Genomic DNA, 25,959 nt, shown 5'->3' with positions numbered 1-25,959 from the left:
CAAAAATCTGCCAAAAATAGCAAAAATTGAGGGCATATTTTTGTTTAATTTTTTATCAACATAAAAGTGTTTTACAGATTAAAAATGAGAAATTTGCGCCTATTTATTTTACCATCGTGATATTAACTCCGCTTGAAATTATTCTGCTCTCCATACTGGGCTTCTGCCTTTTAGTTCAGCTTTATTACGTGCTCTTTGTTCATTTAAAGCTGGCCCGGGTAAGTATAGAAGAAGTACCTTTATCGGCCAGAAAACCTATTAGTGTAATTGTTTGTGCCAGAAACGAAATTGTAAACCTAGAGCAATATCTACCTGCTTTATTGAGTCAGGATTACCCTGAATTTGAAGTGGTTGTGGTTAACGATCGTTCTTGGGATGGTACAGAAGAGTTTTTAGAAGCTTTTGAAAAGAAGCACCGTAACCTTAAAATAGTTAAGATTTTAGATAACGATAAGTTTATTGCCGGTAAGAAATTTGCCGTTACCATGGGAATAAAAGCAGCCAAATACGATTGGTTGGTGTTTACTGATGCGGATTGCATCCCGGCATCGAACCATTGGTTAATGGACATGCAGCAGCCTGCTGATGAACAAACGGAAATTGTACTGGGCTATTCGCCTTATATGAAAAGGAGAAGCCTTTTAAATGCGCTGATTCGTTTCGAAACCTTTTTTACGGCAGTTAATTACCTGTCTTTCGCCATTAAGGGGATGCCGTATATGGGCGTTGGGCGTAATATGGCGTATAAAAAATCCCTTTTTTTTAAGCATAAAGGCTTTGCGGCGCATATGCACATTCCATCGGGCGACGATGATTTGTTTGTAAACGCACATGCCAATGCTTATAATACGGAGGTGCGTTTGCATTCCGATAGCCATGTTTGGAGCGAACCAAATAAAACCTGGGCAGGTTACCTTCGTCAAAAGAAACGCCATTTCGGTGCCGGAAAGCTCTATAAACCGAAGCACAAGTTTATTTTAACCGTTCAGATCGTATTCCAGTTTTTGTTTTATGCTTTTTTTGCGGCTTGCATGTTTTTAAGTCGTGAAGCACAATATGTAGCCGCAGGTATTTTTGTGTTAAGCATCGTCATCAGGTGTTTTATTTATCCAAAACTACTTAAACGGTTAAACTATGGCGATTTGCGTTGGTGGTTCCCGATTTTAGATATACTTTTGTTTCTGTTTTTAATCCTGAATGGGTTTTTATCCATGTTCGGGAAGAAAAAAGTAAATTGGAAATAGTTCATAATCCTTTAGTAATTGCAATATGTCTGATGTAAAGCCAGAAATCATTTTAAAATATTTTCCTGATCTAACAGCAAAACAGTTAGCGCAATTTTCGCAATTGTTTGATTTATATAGTTTTTGGAATGCACAGATCAATGTAATTTCGCGAAAAGATATTGAAGAATTGTACGAGCGCCATGTGCTCCACTCATTGGGCATAGCCAAAATTTGCACTTTTAAAGCTGGCGAATCGGTACTGGACGTAGGTACAGGAGGCGGTTTCCCGGGTATTCCCCTGGCTATTTTATTCCCTGAAACCCAATTTTATCTGGTCGATTCGATAGGTAAAAAAATTAAGGTAGTTAAAGAAGTAGCAGCAGCATTGGGCCTGGAAAACCTGTGTGCCGATCATTTAAGAGCCGAACAGGTGAAAGAAAAGTTTAATTTCGTGGTTTCGAGGGCGGTTACCCGTTTAGGCGAATTTTATCCCTGGATACAAGGCAAGTTTAAAAAAGAATCGGTTAATGCAATTCCAAACGGCATCTTGTACCTGAAAGGGGGCGATTTGGCTGAAGAGATTAAAGAATCGAAACTGAAAGCAGAATTGTATCCGCTTTCAGCTTATTTTGAGGAAGATTTCTTTGAAACGAAATACGTGGTTTACGTATCGCAGTAGTTATTTTATTCTAACATAGCCATTTTTACCTCCAACTAACTTTCCTTCCTTTCTGAAGAGGAAAGTATATGAGTAATTTCCACTGGGAACATCTTTGGCATTCCAGTTATTTTGGTAATCTGAGGTTCTAAATATGGCTTTATTCAATGATGTGTTTAAAACGGTTAGCTCTGCAGTCGCGCCTTCTGGTATATTAACCAATAGCTTTTCATTCTTACTTTTGTCCAAATTATCCTGATATATTGTCTCTACAGCTATTGCCTTATTTTGTTGCCCTGTGGTGGTTAAATTATTCTCTTTTGTTTTAATTTCTTTTACTTCGCTATCCGATTTCACTTCCGATGCTTTATCGTAAGCTTTAATATAAACCTCCTTTAAGTTTTTATTGAACTGTGGAGTCGCTTTGATACTTGTCGCTACTTCTTTGGTTTGGATTGGGTAGCCCTGAACTGTTCTGCTTGCTAAAGCATCTTTGTAAGCTTTTACAGTTACTTCCTGTAGTTTTTTCTTTTCGTTGTTTTCAATAAGATAGCCTTGTACGGTTTTGGTTTCTAATGCATCTTTATCACCTTTTGTGGTTAGCGCCTTTATTTTTCTATTTTCGGTTTTATCTTTTTCAAGCGGAAGTGGAGGTGGCGAAACCTTAGTTAAGTATTTTATATTTTCTCCTGTAATTTCTACTGCTCCATTTTTGCCCTTTTCTTGCCCATATTTCTTTGTTGCAGCTGATTGATTGAGGTATTTTATCGAATTCGTATTGATAACACCGTAAAAAGTGCTATTGTCTGTTACTGGCTTTCCGTTAATTACGATATATCTTTGATCTATTATAGCCGCTTTTTGGTTTTTTATGCTGTACTCATTTTTTGGATAGAAAAAAGTTTGATTATCTGGTACTGCTATAGGTGGAGGGAACTTAATTCGATCTTTTTTTAAGATGGGAGGTTGTAAAGTGAAAACTATATTTTTTCCTATAATCTCTATTGCACCAAATTGTCCTTTAGTTTTGCCATATTTTTCAGTTGCCTCTGCTGTCTTTAAAAAATTGATCTCAGTAGCGTCTGCAGCACCATAAAATTTGTTTTTATCTGCAATTTCCTTTCCATTAATAACTATGAGCCTTTTTTCTAAAGAAACATAATTGTTTTTACCATCTCTTTTATAAGGTGGAAAATACGTTTTACTAATGGCGGGCGGGGGCGGAATACGTTTTACTCCAATGTTAGGCTTTTCTTGTTGAGGTGGCAATTGTACACTTGCTTTCTCAGGTAGCAAGTCCACAAATCCATAATCTTTGGTAAAAGCCATCGTAGAAATGCATAATATTCCTGCAGTAATGGGCAGTACAACTAGCAGTTTGAGCCTTGCCCAACGTGCCGATTTCTTTTGATTTAGCATGCTAATTCTCTTTTTTAATATTGATGAATTGAATATTTGGTTAGTTAAGGTTAGGTTTTGGATACCAGTTGAATTTTGGATCAAAAACATCGCATAATGATATTTTTCTACATCGCACTTAGTGGTTTCTTCATCGGCCAGATACTCGTGAATTAACTTAATGTCTTTTTTAACGAGATAAACGATTGGGTTAAACCAATTGATAATTTGGATGATTTCAAATAACAGCACATCCAGACTATGTTTTTGTTTAATGTGGACCAGCTCGTGTTTGAGTATGGTGTTTTTTTCTGCCAATTGCGGATCTAAAAAGAGGAGGTTGAAGAATGAAAAAGCTATTTTAGAATCCTTTAAATCAATTAGTTTGACTCCATTATCCAATTTAACAGATGGTAATTTGCGCATGCTGATAATTTTGGATAAGTTGAAGAGCATTTTAAACAGAAATGCAATGGTTACCAGACTATAAATTGCGATAATCGCGTTATCGATAGTGAAGATACTTGGCTGATAGGTTTCGAGTGGCATGTTTTCTGTCATTACCACCTGGCTAACAACCGTTTCCGTAGTGGATGCTGCCGTAATTTGTTCGATTACAGGTGCTTTTAAGAAACCCAGCTGAAAAAATGGAAGAAGGAAAGCCAGGATTGAGCCAAAAATTAAATAACTTCTATTTAAACCATAAAAAGTATCATGGTATAGGAACAATCTGTAAAACCCATAAAATATTACGAAGTACAGATTGGCTTCGAGTAAATAATATAGCCAGCTCATCACTTGTTATTTTTAAGTTTTTCTGCCAATTGGATAATTTCATCAAGTTCTTCGGTGCTCATACTCTTTTCTTTAACCAGAAATGAAACCAGGCTTTCGTAAGAGTTTTCGAAGTAATTATTCATCACTTTATTTAGTGCAAACCGTTTATAATCAGTTTCTTTTATAATAGGGAAGTAGATGTAGGTATTGCCAATCGCTTTATGATCTACAAAACCTTTGGTTTCTAAAACCCTGATCACTGTTGAAACTGTATTGTAAGCGGGTTTCGGTTCGTTCATCTTTTCGATTACATCTTTTACCAGGGCTTCGCCCATTTCCCAAAGGATGAGCATAATCTGTTCTTCTGCTTTTGTGAGTTCTTTTATCATAGCAACTATTTTTATAGTTCGGTTGAATGAAGTTAATACTATAAAACTAGTTTGCAAACTATTTTTATAGTATTTGTTTTAATGTGTTGATTATCAGTTTAATAATTTTTAACTCAAAATAGTAAGCCATAAAAAAACCTGCCTTTTAGGGGCAGGTTTGTATTTCGTTTGTATGCAATCACTATAACTTTTTGGCTTTTGGTATAAAGCTAAAAATCGTTAATATAAAAGCACCTAAAGTGCATGCAATACCAAGTAGGGATAAATAAAAATTATCAGCATTCATATTCTTAACTATTTGATAAGATATAAAGATAATTATTGGAAAAAACACTGCTGTAATTGCGACTATTATGGGCTTTTTAGTTTTCATAGGTGATTGAATGCTTGCAGAATGATTAACAGTAAAGTTAATTTTTCATGATTATTTTATCCTTTAACAGTTGTTGTAATCCGGTTTGCGCATCAATACGTTTTACTACATCCAAAACTACACCAGCTGCTTTACTAAAAAATGCAGGTGTAATGGTGCTATACTCGTCAGTAGCTTTGTGGTAATCTTTATGGTCTTCTACACCAAAATACAGAAAGGGGATATTTTTAGCATTAAATGCACCTTGATCGCTCTGGTTAGTCCAATCGTCGTGGCCTTGTTTAGGGTTATCGTGTCCTAGGCTCACTTTGATATTGGTTCGGGTGGTATCGATATATTGCTTTAGATCGGGATATTTAAAAGTACCACATACGTACAATTCGCCTTTATCACTATGACTAATCATATCCATATTCAGGTTAATGGCAATGGTACTAATTGGAATAGGGGGATTGGCTACAAAGGCTTTTGCGCCTTGTAAACCCATTTCTTCAGCATCAAAAGCTGCGAAAATGATGGTGTTATTGGGTTTGTTTTTGGCATAGTAGGCTGCAATTTTTAGTAATCCGGCGGTACCCGATGCATTATCATCGGCACCATTGAAAACCTCATCTTTAACCACGCCCAAATGGTCGTAATGTGCCGAAACTACAATAACATTGTTACCTTTTCCGGGAATGTAACCAATAATGTTAGTGCCATTTACTTTGGTGCTGTTTCTGCTGTTAAATGTAAATTCCTGGGCGTAATTTACGTGTTGCGGATAAGATTTTAGGCCCAATTTCTGAAATCGTGCTATAATATATGCCCTGGCCATTTCTGCACCTTTGGTACCTGTTTTCCGGCCCTGATATGCATCCGATGAAAGCACTTCAACATCTTTTAACAATTGGGTATCGAGCTTTTCGTTACTGGCTGTACTTTGGTTCTTTACTGATGAACAGCAGCTTAGCATCATGGCTAAGGGAATAATATAGAGGATTTTCATGAATAATAAGTGTTGCTGTCATTGCTTTTTGCCTCACAACGACGTATTGTTTAAATTTTTCTAAAGATATTAATTATTGGCGTATAGAAAGGAAAACGTTGTTAAAAGCACTGTATTGCGTTTATAAACCTGATGGCAAAGGCAGGCCGAGCTTTTCGCGAGGCTATAGTGTACAGTAGGACTGAAGGCTGCCAAAGGCTGTCTTTTTCATTTTCAAAATGGAAAAATGCTAAAAAGATTGCTTTCCCGAAAATCAGGGCAGGTTGTCGGCAAAAAAGCCTTCTTGCAATGACGAAAAGTTGAGGCTAAGCTGCAACTTCCCTCAAATCGACTGCTACAACCCTCGAAACGCCTTGTTCGACCATGGTAACGCCATAAATAATATCGGTACTGGCAATGGTACGTTTATTATGAGATACAATGATAAACTGCGATTGATCAGAGAATTTGCGGATAATATTGTTGAATTTATCGATGTTAGTATCATCCAACGGGGCATCAACCTCGTCGAAAATACAGAATGGGGCAGGCTTTAACAGGTAAAGCGAAAACAATAAGGCTGTTGCGGTTAAGGTTTTTTCGCCACCCGATAACTGGTTGATAGATAGCGGTCTTTTGCCTTTTGGACGGGCTACAATATCAATATCTGCTTCCAGTGGGTTATGAATATCTGACAAAATCAGGTCGCAGCTGTCTTCATCGTTAAACAAAGAGCGGAAAACCACAATGAAATGCTCGCGGGCTTGCGTAAAGGCCTGCATAAATTTATCTTTTGCTGTATCATCGATCTCTTTTATGGTTTGTAAAAGATCGGTTTTGGCAGCATTGAGGTCTTTTTTCTGGGTTTGGATAAAAGTATAACGTTCTTCCATTTCTTTGAAGGCCTCCATGGCCATTGAGTTAATGGCACCAAATTCATCCAGCTGGCGTTTCATTTTTTCTACCTTCTGGCGGATTTCAAATTCACTTTCAAGCGCTTCAATAGCTGTTTCAGTCTCTAAAAGATCGTTAATATCGATGTTAAACTCTACTGCCAAACGCTCTTTTAAAGCATTCAGGTCGATTTTTAACGCATTCTTTTTATCCTTGATTTCGGTTAAGAGAAAATCGGTTTCTTCGCGGTTTTTGCGGATGTTGATTAAATTGTTCTCAACTTCGTTTATACTGCCTTTGATTTCGAAATACTCTTTTTCAGCTTCGGCAAGACCCTTTTCCATTTCTTCACGCTGCTGATACATCTCTAAAAGGGTATCGTCGTTCAGGTCGGTGTGTTGTAGCGTAGCTGTAATTTGGGTAAGCGCTTCCTGCAGTTCTTTATCGTTTTGGGCAATACGTTTGTTTAGCGCTTCTTCCTGTACAAAGCGATAATCGAGGTCTTTTTCTAAACCCGATAACTTATTTTGTTGCTGGTGAAAACGGATGTTATCCTGGTTGTATTTACCTGCGTTATCGTTTACCAGATCAGCAATCTCCTGATAGTTAAGTTGCTGCTCCTGTAGGTTAATGTGGTCCTGCTGTTGCTTTTTCTGTAGTTCTACTAATGCCGGCAGTTTTTCTGAAAGCGATTTTTCTATCGATACAATTTTCTGTGCGATATCTGTTTTACGGTTTTCGCTGGTAGTAATAAACTCCTGGTATTGATCTCGGCGTGTTTGCACAGAAATATGTTCGTTATTTAAACGGTTCATTTCCTGCTGCAAAGCATTGATTTGGTTGATTTTTGAAGCTTCTTTTAAATTGAAAATCTGATCGGTTTCTACCTTAATTGCTTCGTTATATTTGTTAATCAGCGATTCTGATGCTTTAATTTCTTTGGCTAAATTTTCTAAATTCTTGGCCCGGCCAATCCTTTTACCTTCAAATAGGCCCACCGAGCCACCTGCCAGCGTAAATTTGGTTTGCGCATATTTTCCGTTTTTGGCCAGTACAGTTAAGGTGTCGCCGGGTGTTGTTTTAAAACGGTTTTCTTGTTCGTTAACAGCGATATAAACATTTTGCAACAGCAAAGTGCAAAGGTGCTGGTATTTTTTATCTACTTCGGTAACCGATAAAGCCGATACTAAACCTTCATGTTCGGCCAGGTTAGGGTTTTTATCGGGTATGTTTTCTAAAATAAAGAAATTGGCACGGCCACGGCTAGCATCTGTAAGCAGGTTAATGGCCTGAACGGCATCTGCATACTTATCAACCACATAATGGTTCATTACCGGTTCGAGGTAGTTTTCTATCGCAATGCGGTAATCTTCGTTACAGAATAAAATATCCGATAAAAGGAGAGCCGTTTTGGCAAAAGATGTATTTTTCTTTAAAAAGCGGATCGATTCTGGGAAACCTTCCAGGCTATCAACCAGCGATTTAGTGAGGTTGTACTCGTTCTGTTTGGCGTCTTTTTTCCGGTTTTCTGCAGTAAGTTTTTCTTTATTTGAACTCAGGTTTGTTTCTGAAGTAACAAGCTGTTCCTTCAATACTTCTTCTGCTTCGGTTAGGTTTTTAATGTTAGCCTGTTTCTCTCTCACCTGTATATCAAGTTCAGCCAAAGCATGGTCGAAAGCTTTTAATTCCAGGGTTTTGGTCTCGGTATCATCAACATTTCGGTTGGTTTCCTGCACCAATGCATCTTTCTGGATGTTAAAGATATCTATTTCCTTTTGCGATTGATAGATAGTACTTTGCAGTTCATTAAGCGATTTTAAGAGATTATCGATCCGGTTTTTCTCGGTTTGCTGTTGCTCACGGAGTGTATCCAAAGTAGATTTCAAGATCTTTAAGTCCGATTCCAGCTTGTTAAAAACTTCGGTTTCGGTTAAAATTTCCTCATTTAGGCGCTTAATGTTGTATTTAATGTGGTTAACCTGGTTTTTATCTTTTTCTAGTTCGCCCGATAAACGTGTTTCTTTTTCCTGTAAAAAACGCATCTGCTCATTTTTTACTTTTTTCTCGCTCTCGTAAGCGCGTATTTTAGAAACAAACTCATTGGTGGCTTTTTGTTGTACCGAAAGGTTTTTCTCCTGACTGATGCTACCAACTTTAAGTTTTTGTAAATCAGCCTCGCCGGTATCGATTTTGGTGCTTAGCTCGGTTCGGTTTAGTAGTTGCTGCTGCTCCTGGGTTTCGAGTGCAGCTAAATCGGTACGAAAAAAGGCAATACGGTGGGTGGCCAGCTGTACACTCAACTCGCGGTATTGTTCTTTTAGCTTATAATAACGTTCTGCTTTACGTGCCTGATTTTCGAGTGTTTTCAGGTTCTTTTCAATTTCGAAAAGTAAATCTTCTACCCGTTCTAAATCGGTTTCAGTATCTTTTAACTTATTGAAGGTCTGTCTTTTGCGTAACTTGTATTTTGAAATACCCGATGCTTCCTCGAACAGCGACCTGCGGCTGTGCTCTTTGTTGGTGATAATTTCATCCACCATTTTAAGCTCAATAATCGAGTAACTGTCCGAGCCAATTCCTGTATCCAGAAAAAGGTCGGTAATATCTTTTAACCGGCATTGCACATCGTTTAAACGGTATTCACTATCGCCGTTCCGATACAGTTTACGGGTTACGGTAACCTGCGAATAGGCTGTAGGCAGAATATTTTTGGTGTTATCGAAACTGAGCGAAACTTCGGCAAGCTGGGCCTGTTTCCGGTTTTTGGTACCATTGAAAATAATGTTCTCCATTTTCTCCGAGCGGAGTGCTTTGGTACTTTGTTCGCCCAAAACCCAGCGCATGGCATCAATTACGTTCGATTTTCCGCAACCATTAGGTCCCACAATAGCCGTAACACCCTCATTAAAGTTGATGGTTACTTTATCGCCAAAGCTCTTAAAACCTTTGATTTCTAACTTAGTAAGCTGCATGGTTGTATTCGGGAAAAACCGACCCCAATATTAAGGATAATTTTGGGCTTTCGGGTTAACAATTTAAAAAAATAAGCCATATTTGATGTTGGAATCAATTTATGGATATAGAATCTTTTTATACAGGCTATCGTACGGCACAAGGTGATAAAATTTATCTTGGAGATAAAATCAGGGGAAAGTTTTTTTATAAAATGCAGGTTCAGTACGAAAAGGAAATGCAGTCATTTGTGCTGGTTTCGCAAAATTCGCAGTCGCCTTACCGAAAATACCTTATATCTGATCTTGAAAAAATTAATGGGTTAAGCATTGTTGGTAACCAGTTGTTCTTTAAAGAGCCCAAAGTAGGGGAAAAGGTAAAAATTACTGTTGACAACAAGGGTGATGATTTTCCTTTTGGTAGTATGGTAGAAGTTACGGAGGTTGCAGATGAATGGAATATTCGGGCTAAATCTTTGGTAAACGGGCAGCTGGTGCAGCTCAAAAGCGGCGAATTTTTGGAAGATAGATCTGGATGGTAGAGGGAATGGATTTAAATTATTTTCTTAACAATTCGCATCCTTATATTGGTAACAAAAAGCGCATCTAAACTTTAGTTGTCACGTTGAACCTGTCGAAACGCCTCCAAAAGTGTTGAGGTAAGCCCTTCGACAGGCTCAGGGTGACAATTTATAGAAAACTACTTCACAATCATCAGTTTTGCAAATTTGAGTAGCAATTGCTTATTACCCAACCCTTGAAAAAATACCGTTGCCTTAACATCAGGTAGTGACCCTTCTAAACTGATTATCTTTCCAAAACCGAATTTTTCATGTTCCACTTCCATGCCGCCCTGAAATTCGTGCGGTTGCGAAGGTGCAAAACCAGCTGTGGGTACATGGGCTTTAGCCAGTAAAGTGGTGGTTTTGGGGCGTACGGGTGGGGTAGAAGTTGTTGTTCCAGCAGGTTTAGGATTACTGAAGAAATCGCGTGGCTGCGAAGTCCAGGTTTTGCGTTCATCATCAAAACTGCCTTCAATTGAGTTAGATCTGGCTGGTTTAACATCCAATTCCAGAAACTTCGGATTAATTTCGTTGATGAAACGACTTGGCTCGCAGTTGGTTAAAGTTCCCCAACGGTAACGCGAAGTAGCATAGGTTAAGGTTAATTTTACCTCGGCCCGGGTAATGGCCACATAAAACAAACGACGTTCCTCTTCTAAATCGGTACGGTTGGTGAGCGACATTTGAGAAGGGAAAAGATTTTCTTCCAATCCCACTATAAATACGTTCTTAAACTCCAAACCTTTTGCCGAGTGAATGGTCATTAAGGAAACGCTATCCTTGTTTTTATCACCATCTTTGTCATCGTTTGTTAAAAGGGCAACATCCTGCATAAAAACTTCAAGGCCTTTTTCCTCGATATCTTCCCGTTCAGCGAATTCCTTAATACCATTTAACAATTCCTGGATGTTTTCGTAACGGCTACGGCCTTCCACGCTATCGTCGGTATATAATTCTTTTAAAATACCGGCATGTTGCGCAATAAATAAAGCTGCATCGTAAGCATCCAGCTTTTTGGCTTCGGCCTGGAAGCTTTGCACCATCGTAGCAAAATCGTTCAGCTGGTTAGCTAAACGGCCATCTACATACATGTGGGCATTAGCAATAACTTCCCACATGGTTTTGCCATGCTGATCGGCAGCTACAATGATTTTATCTACAGAGGTATCGCCAATACCGCGTTTAGGGTAGTTAATTACCCTTTTTATGGCCTCTTCATCCTTCGGATTAAAAGTTAAGCGGAAGTAGGCAATTAAATCTTTAATCTCTTTGCGCTGGTAGAAAGATTGACCACCAAATATTTTATAAGGGATGTTTAATTTACGCAAACCCTCCTCCATGGCCCTGCTTTGGGCATTGGTACGGTATAAAATGGCAAAATCACTATGCTGAAGTCCTTTACTGGTCCGTTCCTGGATAATGGCTTCGGCAACCAATTTACCTTCTTCATTGTCGGTAAAAGCACGAGAAACTTTAATGCGTTCGCCAGGTTCATTGTCAGAAAAGACATTTTTTTCGAGCTGGTTTTTGTTGTTGGCAATGATACTGCTTGCTGCATCAACAATATTTTGGGTAGAGCGGTAATTTTGCTCTAACTTATATACTTTTAAATCTGGATAATCGCGTTCGAAATTTAAGATGTTCTGGATATTTGCCCCACGGAAAGCGTAGATACTCTGTGCATCATCGCCCACAACGCAGATATTCTGATAAGCAGCAGCCAGCTTTTTCACAATGGTATACTGCGAAAAGTTGGTATCCTGGTACTCATCCACCATTAGGTACCTGAATTTTTGTTGGTATTTATTCAGCACATCCGGGTGTTCTTTAAGTAGGATATTGGTTTTGAACAATAAATCGTCGAAATCCATTGCGCCAGCCCTGAAACAACGTTTGGCATAGGTTTCGTATATCTGGCCAATTAAAGGGCGTTTATTCTGGATATCTTCGGCCTGGATCTGATCGTTAGCCTGGTATTCGCCCCAGGAGATCAGGTTATTTTTAGCAGAAGAAATACGGCTAAAAACAAAATTGGCAGCATATAATTTATCATCGAGCTGCATTTCTTTCAAAATGGCCCTAAGTACGCTTTTACTATCGTCGGTATCGTAAATGGTAAAATTGTTCGGATAACCGATTTTTTCGGCTTCAACACGTAAAATTTTGGCAAACACGGAGTGGAAGGTTCCCATCCAGATGTTTTTTGCCTCGGCACCAACAACTTTACCGATACGCTCGCGCATATCTTTACTGGCTTTGTTGGTAAAGGTTAATACCAATATATTAAACGGATCGGTACCGGTTTGGATGAGGTGGGCCACGCGGAACGTAATTACGCGGGTTTTACCAGATCCGGCACCTGCAACAATCATTACTGGTCCTTTTGTATTCTCTACTGCAGCTCTTTGCTGCGGGTTTAATCCTTCTAAATAATCCAATTCGGCTCCTATTTTTTTGAGGTTCAAAAATAAGAATTCCCTGGTTTTTTAATGAGATTGTGGAGAAATAGAACCTGATTTTTTTTGAAAAGCCAAATCAAAATATTGTAAGCATGTTTGCTTATTCTTTTGTGTGATTTAATGTGGATATATATTGTCAAAATCGACAGGAAGCTCCGGTAGGCTCTCCAAATTAATTAATTGCATGTTTTTGGGATTGTTTTTTGAATATATAACATCTACTTCCAAGCCTTTATAAAATTTTCTGGAATAATTGTAACCATCGATTTCCTTTGTAATTATAAATTCCTTTCCCTCTTTGGTTACAAATTTTACATTTACTTTATTTGTTTTCATTCCAGTTCCACCATGGAGCACTCTTTTATACTCGGTTGAATTACCAGAAATTACAGTACCTATTGTTTGTATCTTTGATGACTGTAAGAGTTCATTTTCGGCATAATCGAATTTTTCAGAGAATAGAAAAGCCAAAATAAAGCAGGGGATTAGAAAAATAATGGCAAAGCTGTATTGGATGTTTGGCTTGTCTAATACTTTTAGAAAATCAACCGTCCAGGTTCCATAATATGCATATGCGTGTAAAATAAAAAAGCAAACAACAAGAGCCCCAATGATAGATAGTAAAGTGGTGTAACCTATAACATCTTGATAAGGAATAATGGAATAGAAGAGATAAAAAGAGATTATTACACCTATTGTCCAGGCAGAGAAAATCATTAAATTTCTTTTGGGTAGATGTTTTAATTTTTCCTGTAGAACAATTTCTTTTGCTTTTTCGGTTATATCCTTAGCGTCATCATCATCCTTGGCGTTTGCTTTGATGAAATTTTCTATTTCAAATTCGTAAGCTTCGCTTCTGAACATTTGTGCCAGGGCATTAATTTTTTCTTCTTTAAGCATTTTTGAGCATTAATTTCCAAAACTAATATAGATAATTTTTTATCCTAAATAAATAGCTAAGACCTATCCGCATACCAAGATTAAACAGAACCATTTTTAACTGCCCAATCTACCATTGAGTCGAGCACGGCGAAAAGATCCTCGCCAGGTTTGGTAAGGCTGTAGGTAACAACAGGCGGAACAACGGCTTGTGCGTCCCTGTATACAATATCATCGGTCTGTAACTGCTTTAAATGTTGGATCAGCATTTTTTCGGTAATCTGCGGGATGGCCCGTTTCAATTCGCTGTAGCGCTTGGGACCACTCATTAAATGGTAAATAATAATCGGTTTCCAGTAACCACCAATTTTTTCCATTACAAAGGTTACCGGGCAGCTGGTTAGTGCCACGCCCTTGTTAAAATTCCTGGTCGAACTCTCTTTAATCGCTGTCATGTTACATACTTTGGGGTAAGTACTTGTATAAAAGTAAGTGCAAATATAACTTTGTATTCATAATTTAAAAACAAAATATCATGAAAATAACATTAACAGGATCTTTAGGAAATATTACCAAGCCAATTGCCGAAACTTTGGTTGCCAAAGGTTACGAAGTAAAAATTATCAGCAGCAATCCCGATAGGGCTGAAGCCATTAAAGCAATGGGCGCTATCCCGTTAATTGGCAGCGTAGCCGATACTGCATTTTTAACAGCAGCCTTTACGGGTGCAGATGCTGTTTACACTATGGTACCTCCCGATTTTTCGGTGCCTAATTTTAAGGCTTATATTAGCGAAATTGGTAAAAACTATGCTGTAGCCATTCAGCAATCGGGTGTTAAGAAGGTAGTGAATCTAAGCAGCGTAGGTGCTGATTTGCCAGATGGAACAGGGCCAATTGCCGGATTGCATGAAGTAGAAAAAACTTTTGCCCAACTGGATGGAGTAGCCGTAAAGCATTTGCGTGCAGGTTATTTCTATATTAATTTTCTGGCCAATGTTGATATGGTCAAACATGCCAATATTTTAGGTTCTAACTTTGGTGCCGATGCAAAATTGGTATTAGTGCACCCAGGCCACATTGCTAAGGTAGCTGCCGAAGCATTTGAAGATGATTTTGCAGGAAAAAGTGTGCAGTATGTAGCCAGCGATGATGAAAGTACGCCAGCAGATGTAGCTAAAGCTTTGGGTACTGCAGTAAGTAAACCAGCGTTACCATGGATCGAATTTAGCGATGAAGATGCTTTTAACGGAATGACAGGAGCTGGCTTACCGGAAGAAATTGCCAAAAACTATGTAGAAATGGGCGATGCCATCAGGAGCAATGTACTTTTTGTAGATTATTTTAAGAACAAACCCGTTTTAGGAGGTGCTACTCTTCAGGATTTTGCAGCTGAGTTTGCTGTAGCATACAATAGCTAATGCACGATTCAGTTGCCTGGTTTTAAAACCGGGCAACTGCTATCCTGTTTACATCCAGCTTTCATTCCGATGCTCTACCTGGTATAGCCAATAGTTTACCAGTTGTTTAATTTCGGTATAGTTACCATATTTAAAGCGAATCTGACCTGCAGCAGTGTGCAGGCACAAATGGCCAACATCTACACCTTTATGCCATGGATATTGAAAAGTAGTGATGGCTTGTATTTTAGCAGGTGTTATAATTTCGTGCGAAATATCCCAGATACCACTCTTTTTTACAATAAACTCATCGCTAACCGAAATACGGTGCTTTTTAAAACTGATATAAATCATTACTATGCCTGTAACCAGATAAATAGCAGCTGCCGCTATAAAGGGCTTAACCTCTGGAACATTTAGAGCTATAATCAGAAAAATAATCACAGGCAAAACGAGTTTAAAGAAAATAGGCAGATTTAAAAAACGCCAGTCGGGAATAAAGGTTTTACCTGGCTTTGGAAGCTTGCTCAATATCATACGTAGCAATTCATCGCGCTCGGTAGGGTTACAGCCCGGAATTTCCATGGTATTGCCCTGCATTTCATGTCCTTTCTTACTTTCGCCAAAATGTGCCTGCTTTAAATTTACATTCAGCATATTTAGCTTCTTCTGGAAATAGTTTTGGCTGTATTTGGTAATCTGCACCTTGGCTGGGTTAACCAGTGTGTTTTTCTTCGCAATTAATCCTGATGAGAGGAGCAGGGCATCTTTATGCTGACTGATTTGAAGTTCAAAATACTTATAAAAAGTCCTAACCATATTAATTATCAGCAACACAACCAGCAATACACCAATTAAAATAAATGCGGTTACAATGGTTAACATGCCGGTAACGGTACTTTCTATTGCATTTTTATCAATTTTAAAAGTATCCAGCAGTTGCTTTCCTTCGTAAATTACAGTGTAAAAGAATGCGGCAAGCAGTGCCAGGCTCTGGCCATAATTTGATGTGAGTCCAACCTTAAATAAAGTCCATGAGCTGATTCTTAAAAACGGGGTTTCCTCAACAATTTGAGCCTCTTCGGCCGTTTCCGGTTGGTTTTCAATAGCAACTTTTTTATGGAGTAAATGTGCTTTGAGGTTATATGCAGAGGTTTCATCAATGGCTTTGATGCTTACTTCTTCGCCATGAGCGCCAGCGGTATCTATTTTTAAACCGTAAACACCTATAATTTTCTGCAGGATAGATTGATTGATGTTAACCTGCTGGATTTTATCGAGCTGGATAATTACCTGGTCGCGGTTGAATATCCCTTTATTTACCACAAATTCCTGTTTTTCTTTATCTAAAAAGAAAGTGAATTTTACATACCATAAGTAGGCAAACAAGAAACTCCCCAAAATCATTACCGCCAGGCTCAATAGCACATAAATTAAATATGCACTTTGAATTTTTACAAAAGCGTAAATAATAAAGAAGATAAATGCCCGGCCAATGCTTAAGGTGGTGTGCGCAGCCATGATTACGATTCCGGCTGCCGATTGTCGCTGGGGTTTACTAAAATCGTTGTTCATTATGCTGAGGCAACGGTTTGGTTATCAATTAAATCCAGTTTTTTCAGTAGCAGGTCTCTGATATTTTTGGCTTCTTCAATAGGTATGCCCGAAATGTGGATATGACCTGTTTGGCCGCCTGCAGTAAAGAGCTGCAAAGAACCCAAATGAAAAGCCCTGGATAAAATACCTTCGTTAAGCTCGATGTGCTGAATCCTGTTTAAAGGTACAATTGTAGTAGATTCTGCAATGATACCGCTTTTGTATATCACATCGTGTGTACGGATTGCATAGCCTCTTTTCTTAAAGCTGATCCTGTAAAGAAGGAATAGTATAGCCAAAAGGGCCACATAAACAGCGATTATTAAGAAGGCGTATGCGCTGATTTCCTTGATGAAAATCAATAAAACAGCCGCACCTATTCCAATGATGCTTAAGAAAATAGAAAGGTTAATGCAAATAATTTTCCAGTAATTGGAGTGAGGATGTTGGAGCTCTATTTCTTCATATTTCGGAAGTGAATTGATATCGATCACCTCATTGGTAAATGTTTCTGTTGGCATTGTTAAAGATATAAAACAATTTAATCAGCTATCTGACTAATCATTAATTGTTTTGTTACCGCGCAACGATAAACTTTTTGGCAGCATTGTACTGGCCCGAATCGGATGAGATTTTAAAGAAATAAATTCCTGGAACAAAGGTAGAAGTGTTAATCTCTAACGTGTGTTTTCCGGTGTTTAGGTATTCGTTTACAACAGTTTTAACCAGGCGGCCCATTAAATCGTAAATCTGGATATTGATTTTATCCGATTCGGGCAAAACCACATCAATGAAGGTTTGCATGGAGGCAGGGTTGGGGTAGTTCTGCGTGACGGTAAATTTTAAGAACTTATCAAAAATAGCTTTGTTAATGGCATCGAAAATAACATAACTTACTAGCCTATAACCACGTGTATTGGGGTGAAAAGCATCCTGATAGAGCGAGAAATCTCTTCTCATGGCAGCGTTTACATCGGCAAGATAGATTTTGTATTCTGCTGCCAGGCGTCTGTATCCGGCATTTATACTTTTAATGTGCGCATTTACGGCAACATAGGATTTGATGTTACGATCATCTACATTTTGCAGGGTGCATAAAATAGGTACCAGCTTTTGTTTCAGGCTGGCTACAATAAAAGCGCGCATATTGGCAATGGTTTCCGCAATACTTCCTTTACCCGAACTAATTGATACAGCATCGTTAATGCCCATGTCTATCACAATAAAGCCCGTTCTATTGCTTATAGCATTGTCAATTCTAAGCAGCCCCTGAAAAGTTGTTTGTCCGCCAATACCATGGTTGGTTATATCTATAATTTTATTGGTATAGCAGTTTAGAAAGTTGTTTTTTAACATGGTTTGAAAGCCCTGTCCGTTTACACCTTCAACAGTACTGGCACCAAAAGTTACAATGTTAATACTATCTTTCGAGTAATACTGAGCTGCTTCGGGACAGCTTACGCGTGTAGGATTTTGATTTGGGGCTGGAGCCTGCGCAAAAGACGAATTGCAAACACAAAGCAGTAGCAGCGATAAAAATACTAGTGCACTATGCTTCATTGTAAAATTTCTTTCTTTGCAGGTTTAAGGATATCTGTGTGCGCAATGTACAAAAAAGTAAATATAATTAATACCATAACTTTTCTTTTTTACAAACAATAAATCATTTTTTTGTCTTTTTCGGTATACGTGTTTTGAATTTTAAAAAAATGCGGATTAATCGTAAACCAATTTAAAATTATCAGGTTGCGATAATTAACCGGTTACACCGTCGTTTTGCCATTTCGTAACGATAAATTCAGGCACCTTTTTGCGTCGTTTATCAGGTAAAACCTATATTTGCCCAAACTAATTTTGTTATGCAAGAGATTAAAAATTATGTAGAAACGCACAAACAACGTTTTTTAGATGAATTGTTTGAATTATTGCGTTTTCCATCGGTTAGTGCCGATCCTAAATATAAAGGTGATGTTTTAAAAACGGCCGATTATGTAGCACAGAAACTGAAGGATGCAGGAGCCGATAACGTAGAAATTTGTCCAACAGCCGGATATCCTATCGTTTATGGCGAAAAAATTATTGATGCCTCTTTACCCACCGTTTTAATATATGGTCACTACGATGTACAGCCAGCTGATCCGTTAGAATTATGGCATACGCCGCCTTTCGAGCCAACTGTACGCGATGGTAAAATTTATGCACGTGGTGCATGTGATGATAAAGGCCAGTTTTACATGCACGTAAAGGCATTCGAACTGATGATGGAGACCAATACCCTGGCTTGCAACGTTAAGTTTATGATTGAGGGTGAGGAAGAGGTTGGCTCAGCTAATCTTGGTATTTTTGTTAAGGACAATGCCGAACGCCTGAAAGCTGATGTGGTTTTAATTTCTGATACTTCGATGATTAGCATGGAGCATCCATCAATCGAAACAGGATTGCGTGGACTTGCCTATATGGAAGTAGAAGTGGTAGGGCCGAACCGTGATTTACACTCAGGTGTTTATGGTGGTGCAGTGGCAAACCCAGCTACTATTCTCTGCAAAATGATTGCTTCTTTGCATGACGAAAACAATCACATCACCATTCCTGCTTTTTACGATAAAGTGGTAGAACTATCAGATGAAGAGAAAAAAGCCTTGAATGCAGCACCTTATGATGAAGCTGAATACAAAAAAGATCTTGATATTGAAGAAGTTTGGGGCGAAAAGGGCTATTCTACCTTAGAGCGTACCGGTACCAGACCAACTTTAGAAGTTAACGGGATCTGGAGCGGTTATATTGGCGAGGGAGCTAAAACAGTATTGCCAAGTAAAGCCAACGCCAAAATTTCGATGCGTTTGGTGCCTAACCAAAGCTCAGAAGAAATTGCTGAGATTTTTACCAGACACTTCGAAAGCATTGCACCTAAAAATGTAAAGGTAAAAGTTACCCCTCATCATGGTGGCGAACCGGTGGTAACCCCAACCGATAGTGTAGCTTATAAGGCTGCCGAAAAAGCTATTGAAGATAGTTTCGGTAAAACTGCTATTCCAACCCGTGGTGGTGGTAGTATTCCAATTGTGGCGCTATTTGAAGATGTTTTAGGTATTAAATCGGTACTTTTTGGTTTCGGTTTGGATAGCGATGCCCTGCACTCGCCAAACGAAAAATACGATATCTACAATTATTACAAAGGAATTGAGACATTGCCTTTATTCCACAAATATTTCGCTGAATTAAGCAAATAAAAACGAAAAACCGTCATTTCGGGCAAAGCGCAACGTAGTTGAGAAATCTGTCTGGATGGATCACAGCGTTTCAGTCGGGATGACGGTTTCTTTTTTTGGAAAATAAAAGGTCTATATTTCACAGGTGCTTTCGTCCCGCTATCGCTTATAGTCCTCATTCAGTTTTCGATGCCCCGTCATGCTGAATTTATTTCAGCATCTCTTTAAATCTCTGTGCATTCCTTTGTATCCTTTGTGGTTAAATTGCTTTTTGTTTTGGCTATTGAATAAATAATATGCTTCACCTCTGTGTCCTCTTTGTGTTCTCTGCGATTAAATTGCTCCAAGCTTAGCACTCTTTCTTAGCGCCTTTGCGGTTAAACAACAAACCCAATCCCCCAACTCATTGCGTTTAAACGCGAACCCTAATTTTTAAACCACAGATTTTTTTCTAAATTGTACCCATGAAATATTTATTCTCATCTCTTTTACTTTTATCCGGGCTCGCTTCTTTTGCTCAGGATACTAAAACGATTAACCAATCTGGAAACCCAATTTTTAAAGGCTGGTATGCAGATCCGGACGCGGCCGTTTTCAACAATAAATACTGGGTTTACCCCACTTACTCTGCTCGTTATAAAGAGCAGGTATTTCTGGATGCATTTTCATCCGATAATCTTGTAACCTGGAAAAAACACCCACATATTTTAGATACAGCTGCTGTAAAATGGGCCAATAAAGCCATGTGGGCACCTGCAATTGTACAAAAAGACAAGAAATACTATTTGTTTTTCGGTGCCAATGATATTCAGAATGATAAAGAAATTGGTGGAATTGGAGTAGCAGTTGCCGATAAACCTGAAGGACCTTACAAAGATCATTTAGGTAAACCTTTGGTTGATAAGTTCTACAACGGTGCACAACCTATTGATCAGTTTGTGTTTAAAGATAAAGATGGACAATACTACCTGATTTATGGCGGCTGGAAACACTGTAATATTGCCAAATTAAATAAAGATTTTACTGGTTTCCTGCCTTTCGAAGATGGAACTATATTTAAAGAAATTACTCCGATAATTACGTAGAAGGACCTTATATGTTCATCAGAAATGGTAAATATTATTTCATGTGGAGCGAAGGTGGCTGGACCGGACCTGATTATTGTGTAGCCTACGCAGTAAGCGATTCTCCATTTGGTCCATTTAAAAGGGTAGGTAAAATTTTACAGCAAGATGCAACAATTGCAAGAGGAGCAGGGCACCATTCTTTAATCATCAATGAGAAAAAGAATAAATATTACATTGTTTACCACCGTAGACCATTAACAGAAACCGATGGAAACCATCGAGAAACCTGTATCGATGAAATGAAATTTGATGCAGATGGTAATATCCTTCCTGTAAAAATTACCAACGAAGGTGTTAAAGCACAGAAAGTTAAATAGTTTTACTTTTTAGCTCACAGTTTTTAGTTTACAGTTTGCAAATTGCCAACTGTAAACTAATTCGTTTTCAATACAGTCTCTTGCTGGCGTTTATTCAGCATGCTAAAACCGTAAGCGCAAATTAACAAGATGCAAGCCAACCCAAACCAAAGCCAGTTATAACCAAATTGTTTGGCAATCAAAAACCCAAAATATGGTCCAATAACCTGCGCACACGACCAGCTCAAGGTATAACCTGCTGCATACAAGCCTCTGTTATGTTCATTGCTCCGACTAATTACAATGGTATTTATGAAGGGTAAGACAAACATTTCGCCGATTGTAAAAGTTACAATGGTTAACACGGCCGATATGACATGAAAAATAATCGGCGCGCTTAACAACAAGTAAGATATCGCAAAGAAAATAGAACCAATAATGATGAAAAACATGGGCGACTTTTTCTTTTCAATCTTATTGATCATAATCATTTCAAACAACGCGATTATGGCGCCGTTTAAACCTATAATAATCCCGATGGCAAACTCATCAATATGCCATTCCTCTTTAAAAAATACCGGCACCACTCTAAACATTAAAAAGGCACAAGTAATAAATAGAGTAGTTAAAAGAATAAATTTCACATAAAAAGTATCTTGCCAAGGCTTTAAAATAACCATAGTGTTGCGGTTTTCCTTTGCCTTTTTAATGAAATCCTGCACTTTCGGTAATAAAACTAAAATAGAAAGTCCAACCAGTATACTTACCGATCCCTCTACAATAAACAAAAGCTGATAATTAATAGAGGCAATAATCCCCGCCATACTAATCCCCGCCGACCAACCGATATTTACAGCCAATCTGTTTAGCGAATAGGAGCGGGTAATGGTTCCTTCAGTTGCATAGTGGGCTACTGCTGTAAAATTTGCCGGCCTAAAGGCTTCCGAAAAAAAGCTGATTACAACTGCCAGTATACATAAGGTAGAGAAATGGGTAATGGTTGAAAACAAGATAAACAACAATCCGCCGATTATCGACGAAATGATCTGCACAGGCCTGAACCCAATCATATCGGTTAATTTTCCACCGGTTGCTGAGCCCAGGATAGAACCTGCTCCAAATAAGGTAATAATCAGGCCGGCATCCATTGCTGATCGATGCAAACTCTGGGTAACATACAAACCCATAAACGGAACAGCCATGCTACCGCAGCGATTAAACATCATTACAATGCTCAATAACCAGGTTTCGCGGCTCAATCCGCTAAAAGAAGATTTATACGTATTTAGTATAAGTTTGTACATATTGTTTTCTTAGCACACAAAAGTAATAAAGCCCTGGCTATTTAGTATTACGAATCAATTTCTGTATCTGTTTTTACAAAAAATGGATATAACGGTTTTCTTTATTTTAAACATCATTTCTTTAAATTAATGCTCCAAAGCCAAAATCTGTTAGAAAAACTACGCAACATTAGCAACGATATATTAGAACCAGGAGATTTTTATGAAAAATTGGCACCTGCAATAACCGCTTATACCGATCTTTTATTTAATCTGGGAAAAATAGAATCGGATGGAGCGGCAGACAGGAAGCATATAAACCTGAAATTAGGTAATGCCATTGGTACCTTCTGGGCTGCAAACTGCGTGAAGGAGATATTTAGAACACAACGTTTTGTAAGAGGGTTATATTGGGCTGTTAAAGATAAACTTGCTCAGAAAGGTAGTCCTGTTCAGGTATTGTATGCAGGTACCGGGCCTTTTGCAACTCTGGCACTACCAATTATGAGTCAATTTAGTCCTGAAGAAGTTCAATTTTCTTTCTTGGAGATTAATCAAAACAGTTATAATAAGTTATTGGATGTAATATCAGCCTTTAACTTTCAGCAGTATGTAAAACGGATTGAACTTACAGATGCTACTAGTTATATTTTACCCGATAAAGAAGTCGATATTGTCTTAAGTGAAACCCTTAATAAGGCGCTGATTACCGAGCCGCAGGTTTTTATTATGCTTAATTTAGCAAGTCAGTTGGATGATCAGGCAATCTATTTGCCAGAAGAAATTACTGTAAATCTTTGTGCAAAAAAGAGAAACGAAAGGAACTTTACCAAGCTTGAAAAGCTAATTACTTTTAATCAGGCTGAAATGAAGCGTATTATAGGCAATTCTGGCGATCAACAATGGGTGTTTGATGAAATAAAAGCAGAATTAGGCGATAATGAAATAGAAGACCTATATTATGCGACTGAAATAAAAGTGTACAAAAATAATTTCTTAGGATATAACGATTCTTCTTTAAATTTTTTAGAAAAAGTAAAACCAGACCAAAAAGATTCGAAAACCCTGTTTTTTAAATATACAGCTAATGAAAGGCCTGGTTTTGTTGCATATGCAGAAAGCTTAGCAAAAGTCTGAATTTCATTTTCCTGGGTTACAATATTATATAGTAATCATTTTTTAATTTAAATAGATTTTACCCAAATTAGCGGTATATATAGTATATGCCGCCAGATAAGAGAGTTCCGACCAACAAGAATCCAGTTAACAGAAAGCCTGCTACCAGAAAACCTGCGGTAAAAAAAACTGCAGCCAATAAAAAAAAGCAGACTAAAATTCCTATACAGCTTAAAATTGCTATTGCTGCTTTATTGTTGGTTTTGCTTTCTCCGTTTTACTATGGTTATGTTTTAAAAGGTTTTGTAGCTACCTGGCGCTGGGTTAAAGATTGGGGACAAGATCCCAACTACCGTACATACGAGAGCTTTAATATCAAAATTCCTAAAAAGTATACCGTTCATGGTATCGATGTTTCCTATTATCAGGGCAAAATAAACTGGCCAAAAGTAAAGTCGATGAAAGAGGATGAGGTGCAAATCAGTTTTGCCTTTATCAAAGCTACAGAAGGCGTTTTAATGGTCGATCCGTACTTCCAACGCAACTGGCGCGAAGCCCCCAAATCGGGTATTATCTGTGGAGCTTATCATTTTTTCAGACCACGTAAAGATGGTAAAACCCAGGCTAAATTCTTTTTGCAGGTGGTAAATGTAGAGAAGGGCGATTTGCCTCCTGTGGTTGATGTCGAATCGCTGGATGGTGTTTCTCCGTTAAAAATGCGTGCCGAACTGTCCGATTTTCTGAATTATGTAGAGCTGAAAACCAAAGTAAGGCCAATTATTTACACCGGACTAAAGTTTTACGAAGATTACCTGGAAAGTCATTTCAGTGATTACCCTTTGTGGATTGCGCATTACTATCAATCTAAATTACGATTGGATAACAGCCGCTGGAAATTCTGGCAACATTCTGATAAAGCGAAAATTAATGGCATTGGCCATGTGGTAGATTTTAATGCCTTTAACGGCGATAGTTTAGCACTGGATAGGCTGTTAGTTCGTTAACTGGTTAATTGCTTAAACCAGTTAACTTGCCAAATTTGTTATCTAACTTTTTGCGTACCGTCCTCCTGAGATTGTTTCAGAATCTATTATACGTGATCCCATTTAATTGTCTAAATCTATCAACCGGTTATAAACAGCAAACAAATTGTTAGTAAGCTGACACTAAATGCCAAACTGATTAAGGAACTTTATACCGTCCAGCTTTCACATTTCTCTAAGAAAAACTCATCCGCTTCTGCGCCGATGCCAATTTCATCGGGTACATCCAGAAAGTAGCCATTATAAGTTAACCCGCCAACAACCGGATCTACCAGGTGGCCTAATAAAGCCGTATCAAGGTCAAAAAACTCTACATTCGGACTCGCATAAGCGAAATGTAGGTTGGCACTCAACGCAATTCTGGTTTCGAGCATACTGCCAATCATGCATTTAACGCCGGTTTGCAAAGCTTCTTCGTGTATTTTCTGTGCCTCCAGTATTCCTCCCGATTTCGAAAATTTGATGTTCAGGTAGGTTGTAGATTGACTATTGATTAGCTTACGGGCATCGTGGTGGTTGTAGCAACTTTCATCAGCCATTAATTTAATTGGCGAGTTGAGGTTGAGTTCGGCTAGTTTGTCATCGTACCAGGTGCGCATAGGTTGTTCACAAAACTCAATGTTGTATTTTTCAAGTGCACCCAAAGCAAACAGCGCATCATCAAAACTCCAGCCCTGGTTGGCATCCAGGCGTAAGGTTATTTCTTCACCAACCGCTTCACGAATATGTTTTACCCGTTCAATATCATCATGAACGTTTTTGCCCAGTTTAATTTTAAGGATTCGACAGCCCTGGCTTTTATATTTTAAGGCGGTATTAGCCATTCCTTCCGGCGTATCAATACCAATCGTCATATCGGTTTCGATGATACGTTTTTGTCCACCTAAAAACTTATAAAGCGGTAAATTGGCATGTTTAGCCGCAATATCAAACAAAGCCATATCAAAAGCACTTTTTATGGTGCTGTTATGATCGGCATAACCCAGCAAATCATTCATTCGCTCGGGAATATCTAACGGATCTTTGCCTTTTAAAATGGCGGCAAAATCCTTTGCCATAGCAATGCAGGTTTCCTGCGTTTCGCCCACAATCATCGGGAACGCAGAACATTCGCCAATGCCGTGGATGCCTGCATCGGTATAGATGCGGACCAATACATTTTGTGCAAAGTGCATGGTGCCTGTTGCAATCACGAAAGGCTCCATGGGGATGCTAAAGCGGTATATTTCGGTATGGGTGATTTTCATGTTTAAGGCTTAAGGTATAAGGCTGAGGGTGTAAGGTTTGTTGATCAGGATAATGTGTCTAACTTAATTTGTGACACAATGCGTCACGAATAGTATTATGAATCTAAAA

The 25,959-nt window shown here is 38.4% G+C and carries 21 protein-coding genes; 9 read left to right on the top strand and 12 right to left on the bottom strand.

Features of this window, described 5'->3' with window-relative positions:
- Positions 1–26 precede the first annotated feature (26 nt).
- Entirely contained in the window at positions 27–1,244 is a 1,218-nt protein-coding gene (locus G7074_RS01805) for a glycosyltransferase (RefSeq protein WP_370526596.1), read from the top strand.
- 25 nt (positions 1,245–1,269) lie between these two features.
- Positions 1,270–1,905, top strand: a complete 636-nt coding sequence (rsmG, locus tag G7074_RS01800) for a 16S rRNA (guanine(527)-N(7))-methyltransferase RsmG (RefSeq protein WP_166206457.1) — start codon at positions 1,270–1,272, stop codon at positions 1,903–1,905.
- Here the strand turns inward: rsmG and G7074_RS01795 are convergent, their stop codons facing one another.
- The 4 genes from G7074_RS01795 to smc all read right to left on the bottom strand — a co-directional run bounded on the left by G7074_RS01795 (position 1,906) and on the right by smc (position 9,654).
- A complete protein-coding gene (locus tag G7074_RS01795) occupies positions 1,906–3,708 on the bottom strand; it encodes a M56 family metallopeptidase (protein WP_240916540.1) in 1,803 nt (600 codons plus the stop codon). It abuts the gene before it with no gap.
- A gap of 368 nt (positions 3,709–4,076) precedes the next feature.
- Positions 4,077–4,448 carry a BlaI/MecI/CopY family transcriptional regulator gene (locus tag G7074_RS01790; RefSeq protein WP_124561283.1) on the bottom strand — a complete coding sequence of 124 codons (372 nt, stop codon included), beginning with the start codon at positions 4,446–4,448 and terminating at the stop codon, positions 4,077–4,079.
- A 410-nt stretch (positions 4,449–4,858) separates the two neighbouring features.
- Complete coding sequence (locus G7074_RS01785; protein ID WP_124561281.1) at positions 4,859–5,809, bottom strand: M28 family peptidase; 951 nt, start codon at positions 5,807–5,809, stop codon at positions 4,859–4,861.
- Between the two features lie 305 nt (positions 5,810–6,114).
- On the bottom strand, positions 6,115–9,654 hold the full coding sequence (smc, locus tag G7074_RS01780; RefSeq protein WP_124561280.1) for a chromosome segregation protein SMC: 3,540 nt from the start codon (positions 9,652–9,654) through the stop codon (positions 6,115–6,117).
- 101 nt (positions 9,655–9,755) lie between these two features.
- On the opposite strand from smc, the gene G7074_RS01775 reads away from it, so the two are divergent.
- Complete coding sequence (locus G7074_RS01775) at positions 9,756–10,175, top strand: hypothetical protein (RefSeq protein ID WP_124561279.1); 420 nt, start codon at positions 9,756–9,758, stop codon at positions 10,173–10,175.
- 158 nt (positions 10,176–10,333) lie between these two features.
- On the opposite strand, the gene G7074_RS01770 is transcribed toward G7074_RS01775, so the two are convergent.
- The 3 genes from G7074_RS01770 to G7074_RS01760 form a co-directional block, all read right to left on the bottom strand.
- Positions 10,334–12,634 carry an ATP-dependent helicase gene (locus tag G7074_RS01770; protein ID WP_166212299.1) on the bottom strand — a complete coding sequence of 767 codons (2,301 nt, stop codon included), beginning with the start codon at positions 12,632–12,634 and terminating at the stop codon, positions 10,334–10,336.
- Between the two features lie 138 nt (positions 12,635–12,772).
- On the bottom strand, positions 12,773–13,555 hold the full coding sequence (locus G7074_RS01765) for a hypothetical protein (RefSeq protein WP_166206451.1): 783 nt from the start codon (positions 13,553–13,555) through the stop codon (positions 12,773–12,775).
- An 80-nt stretch (positions 13,556–13,635) separates the two neighbouring features.
- Positions 13,636–13,989 (bottom strand): helix-turn-helix domain-containing protein, encoded by a 354-nt coding sequence (locus G7074_RS01760; RefSeq protein WP_124561277.1) that lies wholly within the window; start codon positions 13,987–13,989, stop codon positions 13,636–13,638.
- Between the two features lie 80 nt (positions 13,990–14,069).
- Between G7074_RS01760 and G7074_RS01755 the strand changes: the two genes are divergently transcribed.
- A complete protein-coding gene (locus tag G7074_RS01755; protein ID WP_166206448.1) occupies positions 14,070–14,954 on the top strand; it encodes an NAD(P)H-binding protein in 885 nt (294 codons plus the stop codon).
- A 48-nt stretch (positions 14,955–15,002) separates the two neighbouring features.
- Here the strand turns inward: G7074_RS01755 and G7074_RS01750 are convergent, their stop codons facing one another.
- The 3 genes from G7074_RS01750 to G7074_RS01740 are packed head-to-tail and all read right to left on the bottom strand — an operon-like array spanning position 15,003 to position 18,089.
- A complete protein-coding gene (locus tag G7074_RS01750; protein ID WP_166206445.1) occupies positions 15,003–16,508 on the bottom strand; it encodes a PH domain-containing protein in 1,506 nt (501 codons plus the stop codon).
- Positions 16,508–17,050, bottom strand: a complete 543-nt coding sequence (locus G7074_RS01745; RefSeq protein WP_166206442.1) for a PH domain-containing protein — start codon at positions 17,048–17,050, stop codon at positions 16,508–16,510. Before G7074_RS01745 ends, G7074_RS01750 begins: the two co-directional genes overlap by 1 nt.
- A gap of 55 nt (positions 17,051–17,105) precedes the next feature.
- Positions 17,106–18,089 (bottom strand): SGNH/GDSL hydrolase family protein, encoded by a 984-nt coding sequence (locus G7074_RS01740; protein ID WP_166206439.1) that lies wholly within the window; start codon positions 18,087–18,089, stop codon positions 17,106–17,108.
- Between the two features lie 299 nt (positions 18,090–18,388).
- On the opposite strand from G7074_RS01740, the gene G7074_RS01735 reads away from it, so the two are divergent.
- The 3 genes from G7074_RS01735 to G7074_RS27490 all read left to right on the top strand — a co-directional run bounded on the left by G7074_RS01735 (position 18,389) and on the right by G7074_RS27490 (position 21,182).
- Positions 18,389–19,759 (top strand): dipeptidase, encoded by a 1,371-nt coding sequence (locus G7074_RS01735; protein ID WP_124561272.1) that lies wholly within the window; start codon positions 18,389–18,391, stop codon positions 19,757–19,759.
- Between the two features lie 443 nt (positions 19,760–20,202).
- Entirely contained in the window at positions 20,203–20,823 is a 621-nt protein-coding gene (locus G7074_RS27495) for a family 43 glycosylhydrolase (RefSeq protein ID WP_255456767.1), read from the top strand.
- Between the two features lie 11 nt (positions 20,824–20,834).
- Positions 20,835–21,182, top strand: coding sequence for a family 43 glycosylhydrolase (locus tag G7074_RS27490; protein ID WP_255456766.1), 348 nt, complete (start codon positions 20,835–20,837; stop codon positions 21,180–21,182).
- Positions 21,183–21,238: 56 nt separating this feature from the next.
- On the opposite strand, the gene G7074_RS01725 is transcribed toward G7074_RS27490, so the two are convergent.
- Entirely contained in the window at positions 21,239–22,465 is a 1,227-nt protein-coding gene (locus G7074_RS01725) for an MFS transporter (protein ID WP_166206436.1), read from the bottom strand.
- A 345-nt stretch (positions 22,466–22,810) separates the two neighbouring features.
- On the opposite strand from G7074_RS01725, the gene G7074_RS01720 reads away from it, so the two are divergent.
- Entirely contained in the window at positions 22,811–23,581 is a 771-nt protein-coding gene (locus tag G7074_RS01720; protein ID WP_124561269.1) for a hypothetical protein, read from the top strand.
- Between the two features lie 86 nt (positions 23,582–23,667).
- Positions 23,668–24,564, top strand: a complete 897-nt coding sequence (locus G7074_RS01715) for a glycoside hydrolase family 25 protein (RefSeq protein ID WP_124561268.1) — start codon at positions 23,668–23,670, stop codon at positions 24,562–24,564.
- A gap of 188 nt (positions 24,565–24,752) precedes the next feature.
- On the opposite strand, the gene G7074_RS01710 is transcribed toward G7074_RS01715, so the two are convergent.
- Entirely contained in the window at positions 24,753–25,850 is a 1,098-nt protein-coding gene (locus G7074_RS01710; protein ID WP_124561267.1) for a mandelate racemase/muconate lactonizing enzyme family protein, read from the bottom strand.
- Positions 25,851–25,959 lie beyond the last annotated feature (109 nt).

Origin of the sequence: Pedobacter sp. HDW13, from assembly GCF_011303555.1 — a bacterium.
Taxonomy (GTDB): Bacteria; Bacteroidota; Bacteroidia; order Sphingobacteriales; family Sphingobacteriaceae; genus Pedobacter.
The sequence above is the reverse complement of the archived record's forward strand: the minus strand, read 5'-3'. Positions and strand labels throughout refer to the sequence as shown.